This is a genomic window from Acinetobacter sp. YH12152, from assembly GCF_013418285.1.
In the GTDB taxonomy this organism is placed as follows: domain Bacteria; phylum Pseudomonadota; class Gammaproteobacteria; order Pseudomonadales; family Moraxellaceae; genus Acinetobacter; species Acinetobacter amyesii.
The window spans coordinates 38,069-52,430 of record NZ_VPCH01000003.1; the positions used below are offsets into that span (position 1 = coordinate 38,069).

At 39.6% G+C, this 14,362-nt stretch carries 13 protein-coding genes; 9 read left to right on the forward strand and 4 right to left on the reverse strand.

Going from position 1 to position 14,362, the window contains the following annotated elements:
• Positions 1 to 205: 205 nt before the first annotated feature.
• Positions 206 to 976 carry a 3-hydroxyacyl-CoA dehydrogenase gene (locus FTU83_RS01690; protein ID WP_180105547.1) on the reverse strand — a complete coding sequence of 257 codons (771 nt, stop codon included), beginning with the start codon at positions 974 to 976 and terminating at the stop codon, positions 206 to 208.
• A gap of 141 nt (positions 977 to 1,117) precedes the next feature.
• Between FTU83_RS01690 and FTU83_RS01695 the strand changes: the two genes are divergently transcribed.
• Both FTU83_RS01695 and FTU83_RS01700 read left to right on the forward strand, forming a co-directional pair.
• On the forward strand, positions 1,118 to 2,152 hold the full coding sequence (locus tag FTU83_RS01695) for an AraC family transcriptional regulator (RefSeq protein WP_180102499.1): 1,035 nt from the start codon (positions 1,118 to 1,120) through the stop codon (positions 2,150 to 2,152).
• A 200-nt stretch (positions 2,153 to 2,352) separates the two neighbouring features.
• Positions 2,353 to 2,706, forward strand: a complete 354-nt coding sequence (locus tag FTU83_RS01700) for a hypothetical protein (protein ID WP_180026411.1) — start codon at positions 2,353 to 2,355, stop codon at positions 2,704 to 2,706.
• Positions 2,707 to 2,782: 76 nt separating this feature from the next.
• Here FTU83_RS01700 and prmC read toward each other — a convergent pair whose 3' ends face one another.
• Together prmC and prfA are read right to left on the reverse strand one after the other, a co-directional pair.
• Complete coding sequence (prmC, locus tag FTU83_RS01705) at positions 2,783 to 3,601, reverse strand: peptide chain release factor N(5)-glutamine methyltransferase (RefSeq protein WP_180026412.1); 819 nt, start codon at positions 3,599 to 3,601, stop codon at positions 2,783 to 2,785.
• Positions 3,601 to 4,689: a peptide chain release factor 1 gene (prfA, locus tag FTU83_RS01710; RefSeq protein WP_078188570.1), complete on the reverse strand. Its 1,089-nt coding sequence runs from the start codon at positions 4,687 to 4,689 to the stop codon at positions 3,601 to 3,603. Before prfA ends, prmC begins: the two co-directional genes overlap by 1 nt.
• Before the next feature lie 368 nt (positions 4,690 to 5,057).
• On the opposite strand from prfA, the gene FTU83_RS01715 reads away from it, so the two are divergent.
• From FTU83_RS01715 to FTU83_RS01735, 5 genes are all read left to right on the forward strand, one after another.
• A complete protein-coding gene (locus FTU83_RS01715; protein ID WP_078193959.1) occupies positions 5,058 to 5,486 on the forward strand; it encodes a glycine zipper domain-containing protein in 429 nt (142 codons plus the stop codon).
• A gap of 290 nt (positions 5,487 to 5,776) precedes the next feature.
• On the forward strand, positions 5,777 to 6,292 hold the full coding sequence (locus FTU83_RS01720) for a hypothetical protein (RefSeq protein ID WP_180022018.1): 516 nt from the start codon (positions 5,777 to 5,779) through the stop codon (positions 6,290 to 6,292).
• 179 nt (positions 6,293 to 6,471) lie between these two features.
• Entirely contained in the window at positions 6,472 to 7,479 is a 1,008-nt protein-coding gene (locus tag FTU83_RS01725) for an LLM class flavin-dependent oxidoreductase (protein ID WP_180105548.1), read from the forward strand.
• A 233-nt stretch (positions 7,480 to 7,712) separates the two neighbouring features.
• Positions 7,713 to 8,189: an inner membrane protein YiaA gene (gene yiaA, locus FTU83_RS01730; RefSeq protein WP_180007913.1), complete on the forward strand. Its 477-nt coding sequence runs from the start codon at positions 7,713 to 7,715 to the stop codon at positions 8,187 to 8,189.
• A gap of 259 nt (positions 8,190 to 8,448) precedes the next feature.
• A complete protein-coding gene (locus tag FTU83_RS01735; protein ID WP_180004943.1) occupies positions 8,449 to 9,021 on the forward strand; it encodes a flavoprotein in 573 nt (190 codons plus the stop codon).
• Between the two features lie 999 nt (positions 9,022 to 10,020).
• Here the strand turns inward: FTU83_RS01735 and FTU83_RS01740 are convergent.
• Positions 10,021 to 10,857 carry a pyruvate, water dikinase regulatory protein gene (locus FTU83_RS01740; protein WP_078193964.1) on the reverse strand — a complete coding sequence of 279 codons (837 nt, stop codon included), beginning with the start codon at positions 10,855 to 10,857 and terminating at the stop codon, positions 10,021 to 10,023.
• Positions 10,858 to 11,010: 153 nt separating this feature from the next.
• Between FTU83_RS01740 and ppsA the strand changes: the two genes are divergently transcribed.
• The gene (gene ppsA / locus FTU83_RS01745; RefSeq protein ID WP_180105549.1) at positions 11,011 to 13,389 is read left to right on the forward strand and encodes a phosphoenolpyruvate synthase; all 2,379 of its coding nucleotides are present in this window, start codon (positions 11,011 to 11,013) and stop codon (positions 13,387 to 13,389) included.
• A gap of 82 nt (positions 13,390 to 13,471) precedes the next feature.
• On the forward strand, positions 13,472 to 14,254 hold the full coding sequence (locus tag FTU83_RS01750) for an RDD family protein (protein WP_180105550.1): 783 nt from the start codon (positions 13,472 to 13,474) through the stop codon (positions 14,252 to 14,254).
• Positions 14,255 to 14,362: the final 108 nt, after the last annotated feature.

A 14,362-nucleotide genomic window follows, 5' to 3' on the forward strand; every position in this document is an offset into this window, starting at 1 on the left:
TTGCAACTGTCTGAGGCAGGACGCCATTAATCTCTAATGTTTGTGTAATCTGTAAATCAATAAATACTTGATGACGAGTTTTACAAATGACTATGGTTTTGGTTACTTTTGCCGAAACAAAAGTAACGAGATGAGCTACTGTCAACGAAGTTATTCTCGATCAGACTCCGTCGTAGAAGCCAGAATAAGCAGTTTTAATAAATAACTATTTAGGCTGCATACGAATCGCGCCATCAAGACGAATCACTTCGCCATTGAGATAGGCATTTTCAAAAATATGCGTCACTAATTTTGCAAACTCTTGTGGTTTTGCTAAACGTGGTGGGAAAGGCACCATTTGCCCCAAAGCATCTTGTACATTTTGTGCTAAGCCTTTGAGCATTGGCGTTTCCATAATACCCGGAGCAATGGTCATCACACGGATTGATTCACGTGCAAGCTCACGTGCAAGAGGTAATGTCATTGCAACCACTGCCCCTTTAGATGCTGCATAAGCCGACTGACCAATTTGACCATCGAAAGCCGCAACCGACGCCGTATTCACAATCACGCCACGCTCTTCTTCACCCGCTTTTAATTCATATTTAGCAATCAGTTGTGCCGCATAGCGCAGCATATTGAATGTGCCTGAAACATTAATATTTAATACTTTTTGGAACATCGCCAAATCATGTAATCCGTCACGACCTAAAACTTTTGCAGAGGGTGCGATACCTGCGCAGTTCACTAAGCCATTAAGTTGACCAAATTCCGCTTCAACTTGTGCAAAGAAAGCGCCGACCGCTTGTTCATCGGTAACATCCAATTGAACAAATTTCGCAGGATCACCCAGTTGACGTTGCATCGCTTCGCCATGCTCATGATTCATATCCACGATAATCACTTTTGCACCCAGGCCAATCAGATGTGTTGCTGTCGCAGCGCCTAGTCCTGATGCACCACCTGTCACAACAAAAACTTTTCCTTTAATGTCCATAGCATTTCCCTATTTACGATGTCTTGTTTTAAATTCGACTTAAGATGCAGAGTAAACAGAGAATTTATTCAGTACAATTTCCAAATGTTGCATCTTTTCTGATGTATTTGGACAATTCTGAACAAGGACCTATCCGCACATATGCCGAAGCATGGACTCGAATACAGTAAAGGGACGATTTCTATCGACTTGGTGCATGAAGCATTACACGATGCGCAACAAAAGCACTTTGATATTTCTGCTATTTTACAAAAGGCGGGTATTCCCTCTGAGTTACTGCTATCGCGTAAAACCAGAGTTTCTGTTTCTCAATATGCGGCTTTATGGACTCATCTTGCAGATGTGATGGATGATGAATTTTTTGGCATGGATCGGCATGCCATGCGACGTGGTAGTTTTAAACTACTTTCGAAAATGGTCATGCACAACAGCACCTTGGGGGATGCACTTAAGCAAATCCTACAATTTTTAAATCTGGTTTTAGATGACTTGCATAGTGATTTAACCATTGAAGATCACTTTGCTTATATCGTGATCTATGACCAACAAGCGCCTAAACGCATGTTCAGCTATGCAACATATTTGATGCTCATCCACACGCTACTGTGCTGGCTAAGTGGACAACGGATTTTATTAAACCAAATCCAATTCAAATGTGATGCGCCGCTTGATGATCACGACTATAAAGTTCGCTTTTGTGAAAATATTCATTACCAAGCCAGTCAAAACTATATTCAGCTAGATGCCAGTTACCTAACCCTGCCAATCAAACAAGATACACGTTCGTGGTATCAATTCCTACAACAAACACCTGAAAACCTCTTGGTACGCTTTAAAAACCCATATGCACTCAGCAGCCAAATTCGTAAACAACTGTTAGACGTTTCTCCTGCTGAATGGTTAGAGTTTTATGAGTTGGCAGTCAAAATGAATATGTCGGAAGCCACCATGCATCGCCGTCTTAAAAGTGAAGGTGTGAGTTATCAACAACTCAAAAATGATATCCGACGTGATACTGCCATCGATTTTTTAACCCATACCGATAAAAGTTTGCAAGATATCAGTGAAGAACTAAATTTTCATGATCCGAGTGCTTTTCATCGGGCATTTAAAAAATGGACAGGCGTCAGTCCCGGTGCGTATCGACAAAATAATGCGCCTGAATTCAAGGCCTAAAATTTGATATTCGCTATTTATAAATTGAATATTCATCTAATTAATAGAAAATCAATAACTTAAAAATATTCAATAAATAGACTGACCATTCATCCTTGAACGATTGCTACTTTAGTCTAATTAGGTTATTTTTCACTCAATTTAAAGCACTTTGCTTATTTATTTTCCAATTCTCCTGCATCTCCTTGAAAGGCTTTCCTATGCTTAAGATGATTGATGTTCTTGAACAACAACTTGTTCAAAACTTTTCAGATTCTCTTTTCACTCAGATTGACGCAATTGATGAACTGTTTCACGAACAGCTTAAAACTGTTGCAGATATCGATTTGCAAAATTTGATTTCACAATTTTTTAGCACTGAAAATGCAGTTGAAGTTGCTCATGCACTGGATATCCAAGCGGATGACATTGAAGCAATTCAAGCAGGTGCGAATCTAAAAGATGAAAATTTAGTCAATGCAACTGCAAAAATTATTGCTTACTGTCTTGCAGTAGAAACATCAGCTTTAGAACAAGTTGAAGTTTTCGATAGCTTACAAGACTACCCAATGTAAGTATTGATCGAATATCAAAAACAAAAAAATAAAGCGCATTCAATGCGCTTTATTTTTGACTATCTCTAATACCAAATCAATGTTGCCACTGACCTAAGCTGACACGGTCATTTCCACCATAATCTTTTACAGTCCGAACATTTCGATATCCAACTCGTAAGAACAAATGTCTGACTGCTTCACCTTGGTCATAGCCATGTTCAAGCACCACCCACCCATTCACGGTTAAATGTTTTTTGGCTTGAAGAATGATTTGCTCAATATCTGCAAGCCCATGATTGTCCGCAACCAAAGCACGTTCAGGCTCTGTCGCCAAATCTTTCATGTGTACATCATCAGCATCGATATACGGCGGATTTGACACAATTACATCAAAGAAAGCACGACCAAAGGGTTTCAACCAAGAACCTAAGACAAACTGCACATGTTCAAGATCATGCTTTTTGGCATTAAACTCAGCAACTTCCAAGGTAGGTTCGTAAATATCCGAAGCTACAATTGACCAATCTGGACGTTCACTGGCTAATGACAAGGCTACAGCACCAGTTCCTGTTCCTAAATCGACCACACGAGCATCTTCAGGAAGTTCTAAACGCAGTACAGTTTCAACAAGTACTTCCGTATCAGGACGTGGAACCAAAGTATCTTTAGTCACTTTTAAGTCTAGCGTCCAAAATGGCTGAGAACCTGTGACATAAGCCAAAGGCTCACCTGCTGCAATACGAGCAAGACTGTCGACATAGAGTTGTTCTTGTTCTGCCGTCAATTCTTGATCCTTTTTCATGATTAAATCAAAAGAATCAATCTTGGTGATGTGCTCTAACAACCACGCATTTTCCTGACGTTCATAACTTTCAGGTTCACCACGATAGGCCAAAGCCTGTGCAATATTCATTAGCCACCATTCTGCTGCGCTAATAACGCCAACTGATCGGCTTGATATTCACGATGCAAACTATCAAGCAATTCAGTCAAATCGCCTTCCATCACTGCATCTAACTTATACAGTGTTAGGTTAATACGATGATCAGTCATGCGACCTTGTGGATAGTTATAGGTACGAATACGCTCAGAACGGTCACCAGAACCCACCAAGTCACGACGCATTTCAGATGTCGCGGCATCTGCTGCTGCGCGTTTGGCATTTTCTAAACGAGAAACCAACAGCGCCATCGCTTTGGCTTTGTTTTTATGTTGTGAACGTTCGTCCTGACATTCTACAACTGTACCCGTTGGTATATGGGTAATACGCACCGCGGAGTCAGTTTTGTTAATGTGCTGACCACCTGCACCAGAGGCACGATAGGTATCAATACGTAATTCTGAAGGATTAATTTCAACACTTGTGTCTACATCAATTTCCGGCAAAATCGCAACAGTACATGCCGAAGTATGAACACGACCTTGTGACTCTGTTGCAGGAACACGCTGTACACGATGTGCACCACTTTCAAATTTCAAACGACCATATACGCCTTCACCATTGATGAGGCAAATCACTTCTTTATAACCGCCGTGTTCGCCGTCATTTTCAGACAACACTTCAATACGCCAACCTTGTGATTCAGCATATTTACTGTACATGCGATACAAGTCACCCGAGAAAATTGCAGCTTCGTCACCACCTGTTCCGGCACGGATTTCTAAATAAGCAGAGTTCGCATCATTCGGATCTTTTGGAATCATCAGAATGTTTAAGTCTGCTTCAAGCTGACCGATCAAAGCTTTATTTTCTTTGATTTCCTCAACGGCCATCTCTTTAAAATCTGGATCCGTCATCATTACTTCAGCAGTCTCAATATCTTCTTCAGCTTGACGGTATTTTTTCCAAACTTCAGTGATTTCAGATAAATCACTATGCTCACGTGACAACTGACGGAAACGTTTGTTGTCTGAAATGACTTCTACATCTGCGAGTAATGCATTTAATTCTTCGTGACGGTCAGAGAGCTGATCTAATCGTAAACGTAACGATTCTTTCATTTTTCAAAAAATCTCAATACACAGGCTCTACCGCTAAACTTTCACGGATATGCCAAAATTCAAAATAATGGCGCTAGTGTACCGATAATGGGTCTGAAATGACATATTTATTGTTTTTTGGCCTATCGATGAGCCTAAATATCAAAATGTGAAATTCATCACTCCTACCTTTCTCCACAAAGTCGTACAGATTTTCTGCATTCGACCGTTTTTTTCACAATATTAATAAAACTTATACAAACTAGACACTCAAATCACTAAATAAAGTGAAAGCTCTCCATATTTATAGCGAATAGTTTTGTTACATTTACTGCCATCGAAATGATTATGAAAAAGTCCTCGCGTTTATGAAGGACATGGAGTGAACTATGAAACTGAATACTCTTTTAATGACAGCCACTCTAGCAACTGCTTCTATGTTCACTGTGTCTGCAAATGCAGATAGTACAACACGCGTTGCTGCAGCTAGTGCATTAGGTAGTGTTGCAGGTACTGCAATTGGTAAAAACATGGGCGGTAATACCGGCGCTACAATTGGTGCTGCTCTTGGTGGTGCTGGTGGTGCTGCGGTAGCAAGTAATAAACGAAACCGTACAGAATCTGCAATCGGTGGTGCTTTAGGTGGCGGTACAGGTTATACCGTTGGTAAAAGCATGGGCGGTACAAACGGTGGTTACATCGGTTCTGCACTTGGTGCTGCTGGTGGTGCTGCTTTAGGTAACAAAATTTCTAAAGATAAAGCCTACGACAAACACCAAGAACGTAAATACAAAAAACGTTACCGTCGTCGTCACTAATTCAAAATTAGTGAGTCCAAACTTATTGGACAGTGAAAAGAGCACCTTCGGGTGCTTTTTTTATATATCGCCTTTTTTCAAATGATAAGTACAACTTTATTTATTGCACCTCAAATATGTAGAGTTGATCCACTCTATCCATGTAATCAATCATGTAGAAATAAAGTGCAAAATTTACATTGCAGCAACGGAACACGTATTTTATTTCACATCACGCTCCAAATATTCGCTATGTGTTTTCATATATTGATATCAACAGATAAACATCATGCTTCGTAAGGAGTTTAAAAATGAAAATTAATAAAATTCTATTCAGTGCAGCAATTGCCGCTTCAGCGCTTACCATGACTGCAACACATGCAGGTAATAGCACCAATACTGCATTAACATCTGCTTTAGGTGGTGTTGTTGGTGCAGCAATCGGTAACCAAGTTGGCGGCCAAACTGGCGCAATGATTGGTTCAGCAATTGGTGGCGGTGCAGGTGCAGCAGCATCGGCAAACAAACGTGACCGTAATGGTGCCATCATCGGTGGTGCACTTGGTGGCGCAGGTGGTTATACCGTAGGTAAAAACATGGGCGGCACAAACGGTGGTTATATCGGTGCTGCACTTGGTTCAGCTGGTGGTTCTGCACTAGGTAAAAAAGTGTCTGAAGACCGTCGCTATAATGACCGTTATGATGATCGCTATGACCGTCGTTATAACAACCGTGGCTATCGTACCAATAATTACAGCTACAACGACCGAGGCTACCGTGGAGACAATGGTCGTCACTTAGGTTGGTACAAAAACGGTAAACGTTAATCGATATATTTCAATGGAAAAAAATCAGCACCTTCGGGTGCTTTTTTTGTATATAAAAAAAGTTTAGATATATCTAAAGTTGTCTTTTTACACCGCCCCACAACCATATCGAATTTATTCGATATACATTCAGCTTTTTATATCGTATTATTTCGATATAAAGATCTCTGAGAGAAAACATGCGTACTCTAGCCGATACAAAATTTTCAATACTTGAACTCGCACCTGTTCGAGATGATAAAACCATCGAATTTTCGCTCAAACATGCACTCCAGTTAGCACAGAAAGCAGAACAACTTGGCTATGACCGTCTATGGTTAGCCGAACACCACAATATGGACGGCATCGCAAGTTCTGCAACTGCGGTTTTACTCGGTTATCTCTTAGCAAATACACAATCCATCAAGCTCGGTTCAGGCGGGATTATGTTGCCCAACCATGCGCCTTTAGTTGTCGCTGAACAATTTGGCACACTTGAAACGTTATATCCTGGACGTATTGAACTCGGCTTAGGTCGCGCACCAGGTACTGACCAAACCACCATGCGCGCATTACGCCGTGGCCGTCAGGAAACCGAAGATCAATTTCCACAAGATGTTCTTGAGATTTTACAATACTTCAAAGCACCTGAACCTCACCAGCGCATCATTGCCACACCGGGACAAAATACACATGTTCCTGTATGGCTTCTAGGTTCAAGTCTATTCAGTGCACAACTCGCTGCACGTTTAGGTCTACCCTATTCTTTTGCTTCTCATTTCGCACCACGCATGCTTGGACAAGCGATTCAGCTCTATCGTGAGACTTTCCAAGCATCCGAATATTTAGATCAACCTTATGTTTCTATGGGCGTACCAACGGTTGTTGCTGAAACAGATGAAGAAGCAGAATATCTAGCAACGAGTGCTTATCAACGGGTTTTAGGTTTAATGCGTGGTCAAAGTTTAAAACTCAAAGCTCCAGTCGACAGTATGCAAGGCTTATGGTCTGCTGCAGAAAAGATGTCTGTCGACAATTTCTACGCTATGGGACAAGTCGGTTCAAATGCAACCGTTCGAGCAGGTTTAGAAAACCTACTCACCAAATATGACGTTGATGAATTTATTTTCACCTGCGACATTTACGATACCGATAAGCGCATTGCAAACTTCGAACGTTTAATGCAAATCAAAAATGATCTCGCTTAAGACTCTAAACTTAATGATCTAATCCAAGCGTTTAATCCGTCTAAAGGTAGAATTGTGACTACATTTTTTGTGGCTCTTTAGACGGATAGCAGTCAACAGATAATATGGTTTCGGCTAACAACGACCAAACCTGTACTTAAAAACCATCATTGCCTCAACGAAATAATTGCTTTACTCATTTTTATTGCTGTATAAATATTAAACATAAGCAAAACAAAGAGAAAAATAAGCAGATGAGCCAATATATTAATAAACCCACACCCGCATTTATCGCAGCAAGTTGGTGTGCACTGATCTTAGGCGCTGTAGTGTTTTGCATAGGTTTATTCAATGCAAATATGATGTTGAATGAAAAAGGCTTTTATCTCATTTTATTGCTTTATGGATTATTTTCATCGGTTTCACTACAAAAAATCATTCGTGACCGTTTAGAAGGAATGCATGTCACTGCAATCTACTTTGGACTGTGCTGGGCATCCGTCATTATTTGCCTCGTACTTCTTGCCATTGGTCTATGGAATGCTGAACTGGCATTAAGTGAAAAAGGTTTTTACATGATGGCTTTCCTAATGAGTCTGTTTGGTGCAGTTGCTGTACAAAAAAATATTCGTGATATGGACTATTTACGTACCCATACCGACCAACCCGAACTTAAACATTCAACCACGAGTCAGCTTGACTATAACTCATCAGATGATGAACCACTTTAAAACTCACAAAATTATAGATCTCAAAAGCTGTTCATGCAGGTCGCTCATTATTTCGACCTGCTTGAGCGAAAGATGAACTTCAACGCATAAAAAAATCAGTTCACTCCTAGAAATGTATAAATGACAAGGGCCAAGCAAATCAATTCTAGACAAATTGTATGACTCATCAGACTGAAAAAACGCTTTACCCCGACTGGCCCATCACAGAATATATTCCTATCTAAGACTCAACTAAAAAAACAAAAGACAAGGAATAAATATGGCCAACAAGCAGGATGCAACCCACCATATTTTTAATAATCATCTAGAGGATTTTGAACACTTTCGTGGAACGATCATCAGTTCAGAACAGATCAAAGATTATGATTTTAAGAATCAAAAAATCGCAATTATTGGGATAGATCAGCATGTGGTCTCTGAACTACATCATCTATGTCAGGTTGCAGATAACATCATGGTCTATCAAATCAAACCGCAATTTGTTTTACCGCGTACTGAACGTCTATTGAATAAATTAATTCAACATCCACTGATTGCAAAAAATCGACGTTTATTTAGCAATCGTATTAAGAGTATTTTGGCGATTCGCTTTTTAGAAGATCAAGTGCCGAACCATTGGTTAAGACATTTACTCAGTCCAAATACCGCAATTCAGAACAAAACCTTCCTAAAATCGGATCATTATTATGCAGCATTACAGCAGCCCAACTGCATCTTAAACACTTGGCCTATTGCAAAAATTCAGAGTAATTCAATCACGGCTTTAGATGAGCATACGTTTGAGTGTGATGTCATTGTGCGCAGTGAATCTAACCAGCCTAAAGAAAAGTAATTACATTGCAATTATTTTCACATGACAATTACTAGAATTTATCCGATTGATCAAAACTCACAACACCAAAAGCCATCTCTGGCGGCTTTTGGTAGCTCCCCTACTATATTGGATACTTTCATTCGATAAGGCTAAGGATTCTTAAAAATCCATAAATGAAAATAGCTTTAATTGTGCTACATGCTTTTCAGCTCTCAGACTTAAATCATGCCTCCGACCTACACCATCAGCTACAGCGAGTTTATAGACGTGCAATTTTGAATAGTTATGATCAATTCTTCATAAAAAATTTATTTCAAACCAATAATTTTTCAGTCGCTTAATCTGGTCTTACACCACTCTTTTAATCCCTAACTATAAGTTGGAAAATTTATACCGATGCTCATATTCAGCCGACATTTACTTATGTTCTAATCTATATTCAATAGGGAAATAACTGCTAAAAATCCAATTTTAATATCACTTCATATCAGCTTTTAAAGCCTGAATGTTATTAATTTGACTATTTTTCAACCACATCAATTAAATAAATGATGCCATTTCTTGAGATTTAACACCTAAAAGCAACTGTTTGATTATTTTTTATTCTATTTTTTGCCTATTTTTTTTGCATTTAAACAAGCTATTTTTGAAAACTTGATCAAATATTAAACTGTATGTGCTAAATCAGGTATATACACCACTCTTATCAAGTAGATTATTCAGGCTTAATTCATAGCTAAAAATACAGCACAGCACGGATTATTTTAAAAGATTCAAGCTGTCAATTAGGCCATATTTTATAAATTTTCAGCTAAAAAAATTCATCAAATTGGTACACATTTGAATACAGAATTTGCTTAAATTTTAAGTCTAAATGTTGAGAAAAATTTTCATCAATATTTTAAATATTTATCATTCATTAAAAGTATGACAAGTCAAAAATTAATACTATTTTTATATAATTTATACAGTAATTTATTATCATTAAAAGAGCCACCGAAGTGGCTCAATTTACACTTAACCAATGCGACGTTTCAGTCCTGTCATTTGTAAAACACGTGTTGAAATTTCTTCAATCGACATTTCCGACACGTTTAAGTATTTAATTCCTTCTGAAATATAAATACCTTCAATCGCACGTAATTCCATCTGGCACTGACTAAAACTTGCATAACGGCTATTGGCCTTACGTTCTGAACGAATTGCTACAAGGCGCTCTGCATCAATCATCAAGCCAAATAACTTATGTTTATGCTCACGTAAAACTGCAGGTAAACGGTTGTCATCCAAGTCTTCTTCTGTCAACGGATAGTTCGCTACACGAATACCAAATTGCAAAGAGAGATAGATGGAAGTTGGTGTTTTACCCGAACGTGATACCCCGATTAAAATTAAGTCGGCTTTATCATAATGACGAGTACGTGCCCCATCATCGTTATCTAAAGCAAAATGCACCGCATCAATACGTGCTTTATAAGACTCAGAATCTGTTACTGCATGGGTTTGACCGACTAAAGTCGTAGGCGCAGTACCTAACTCGTCAGACAGTTTACTAATAAGCCCTTCAAAAACATCAAGATTTATCGCATTTGCAGTATTAATAATGTCACGTACATACGGGTCTACAAGGGTATCAAACACCAAAGGCTTTTGACCGTCTTGCTGCGCTCTAAGATTGATCTCTGCAACCACATTTGTAGCAGCTTCTTCAGAGGTAATATATGGAATAATATGAATGTCAAAATCTACATGAGGGAACTGGGCTAACAGTGAATGACCAAGCGTTTCTGCGGTAATCGCTGTCCCATCCGAAACAAAGAAAACACTACGCTGAATCTGTTTACCTTCTGACATTAAAATTCTCCTCCAAAATTTGTCTTAGTGCTATATAATCTTTATAGTAAACCATCTTACATGACTGTCACTTAGTAAATTTAGAATGCTAAGTAATTTGTTATAATTTCATGCCAAGATAGTGATTAATACTGCAAAAGTGGAGTAACAACTTTGGAAGCGCGCGTAATTGGTCTAGAAAAATTAGGGAAACACGACGTAGAACTCGTGGGTGGTAAAAACTCATCATTAGGTGAAATGATCAGCCATCTCGCAAATGCTGGTGTATCTGTTCCTGGTGGTTTTGCTACTACAGCTCAAGCATATCGTGAATTCCTCGAGCAAAGTGGCCTAAACGCTAAAATTAACGCTGAACTTGCTGCACTCAATGTTGACGATGTAAATGCACTTGCTGAAACTGGTGCAAAAATCCGTCAATGGATTGTAGACACTCCGCTTACAGCTGAACTTGAAACAGAAATTCGTGAGGCTTTCACAGCTCTTTCAAACGGCAACCCTGATATCGCGGTTGCCGTTCGCTCATCTGCAACAGCAGAAGACTTACCAGATGCTTCATTTGCTGGCCAACAAGAAACTTTCTTGAACATCCGTGGTATCGACAACGTCCTTATTGCGATTAAAGAAGTATTTGCTTCACTTTATAACGACCGCGCAATTTCTTACCGTGTACACCAAAACTTCGCACATGACGTCGTTGCGTTATCTGCAGGTGTTCAACGCATGGTTCGCTCTGAAACAGGTGCAGCTGGTGTAATGTTTACACTAGATACAGAATCTGGTTTCCGCGACGCAGTTTTCATCACAGCTTCTTATGGCTTGGGTGAAATGGTTGTACAAGGTGCTGTAAACCCTGACGAATTCTATGTATCTAAACCACTTTTAAATGCAGGCAAACACGCTGTATTACGTCGTAACCTTGGTTCTAAACACCAAAAAATGATTTATGGTGAAGAAGGTGCTGCAGGTAAGTCAGTGGTTGTTGTAGACGTTGAAAAAGCAGATCGTCAACAATTCGCTTTAAATGACCACGAACTTCAAGAACTTGCTAAACAAGCATTGATCATTGAAAACCACTATGGTTCAGCAATGGACATCGAATGGGCGAAAGATGGCGATGATGGTCAAATCTATATCGTTCAAGCACGTCCTGAAACTGTGAAGAGCCGCCAAAACGTTGGCACCATGGAACGTTACCTACTTAAGCAAAAAGGTAATGTAGTTTGTGAAGGCCGTTCAATCGGTCAACGTATTGGTTCTGGTCGCGTTCGTATTGTGACTTCAATCAAAGAAATGGACAAAGTGCAAGACGGCGACGTACTTGTATCTGACATGACTGACCCAGACTGGGAACCAGTAATGAAACGTGCTGCTGCGATTGTCACTAACCGTGGTGGTCGTACTTGTCACGCTGCGATTATTGCACGTGAACTTGGTGTTCCTGCAATCGTAGGTTGTGGTAATGCAACTGAAGTATTAACTGATGGTCAAGAAGTGACTGTGTCTTGCGCTGAAGGTGACACAGGCTTTATTTACGAAGGTTCTTTGGACTTTGAAATCCAACGCAACTCTATCGAATCTATGCCTAAACTTCCGTTCAAAATCATGATGAACGTAGGTAACCCTGACCGCGCATTTGACTTTGCTCAAATTCCTAACGAAGGTGTTGGTCTTGCTCGTCTTGAGTTCATCATCAACCGTATGATCGGTGTACACCCTAAAGCATTGCTTAACATTGACAGCCTACCACGTGAAACTCGTGCTGCTGTAATGTCACGTACTGCGGGTTATGCATCCCCTATCGAATTCTATGTTGAAAAACTAGTTGAAGGTATTTCTACACTTGCTGCAGCGTTTGCTGACAAACCAGTGATTGTTCGTATGTCTGACTTTAAGTCAAACGAATATGCAAACTTAATCGGTGGTAAGTTATACGAACCTGAAGAAGAAAACCCAATGCTTGGCTTCCGTGGTGCAAGCCGTTATGTGTCTGACAATTTCCGTGACTGCTTCGAACTTGAATGCCGCGCACTGAAAAAAGCACGTGACGAAATGGGCTTAACGAACATTCAAATCATGATTCCTTTCGTACGTACTGTTGCTGAAGCGAAACGTGTTATTGAATTGTTAGCGCTTAACGGTCTTAAACGTGGTGAAAACGGTCTTAAAGTGATTATGATGTGTGAACTTCCAACTAACGCATTATTGGCTGAACAGTTCCTTGAACACTTCGACGGTTTCTCTATCGGTTCTAACGACTTAACTCAGTTAACACTCGGTCTAGACCGTGACTCTGGTATCGTTTCTCACCTATTTGATGAACGTGATCCAGCTGTTAAAGCACTTCTTTCTATGGCAATCCATGCTTGTCGTAAAGCTGGCAAATACGTAGGTATTTGTGGTCAAGGTCCTTCAGATCACCCTGACCTAGCTAAATGGTTAATGGAACAAGGCATTGAGTCTGTTTCGCTTAACCCAGACTCAGTATTAGACACTTGGTTCTTCCTTTCTGAAGAAAAAGCTCAACAAGCTTAATAAACTGTGTTAAAAAAAGACCCACATGTGGGTCTTTTTTTTTATTTATACTTTTACAGACGTTTTTTGAGATTTTAGTTTTATGCAGATTTACTTGGCACGAAATAACCAACAAGCTGGTCCCTACACCTTAGAACAACTTAACCAAATGCTCGCGAGCCAACAAGTGTTACTCACGGACTTGGTTTGGCACCAAGGTATGACCGAATGGAAAGCTTTGGGTGAACTCACTCAAGGTCAGTTGGTTTATATGCCTGCAGGATATACTGCACCAACAGCATTCGAATCAAATCAAACTACAACTACACCATCAAATACCTACGCACAGTCTCAAGCGGTACAAGAGCAAACTAGCCTAGCAAGTATTCCTAAACGTGTCCTGGCTAAGATCGTTGATTTACTGCTTTGGATACCGGCAACTTTTATCTTAACGGCATTTTTTAATCCAAGTGAAAAGACACAATTTGCCAATCTAAATGAACAGTTTATGCAAGCTGTGATGACCCCAAATGCTGACCCTAATGTTTTACAGGCATTACAAACACAAATGGTTGAAATGTTTCCCAACCAAGCTTGGATTGCAATGTTTGCCTACCTATTTATCATGCTTTTCATTCAAGCGTATTTGATTGCTAAATCAGGTCAAAGCATTGGTAAAAAAATCACCAAGATTAAAATTGTAGATGCTGAAACCAGTCAACCTGTCAACCTCATGCGTGGCTTCACTTTACGCAGTGTTTTATTTATTTTCCTGAACTTTTTATCAATGCCATTAAGCGTAATCATCGATTCCGTTTTCATTTTCGGCAAGAAGCGTCAAACCTTGCATGACAAATTGGCAAAAACCAAGGTAATAAACCAATAATTTTCACTTTTATTCAGGGATGATTTTTTCATCCCTTTTTTGTGCATTATATTGAAATTAAAATAAAATTTAGATAAAAAAAATACAATCCCGACTAGCAAAATAGGG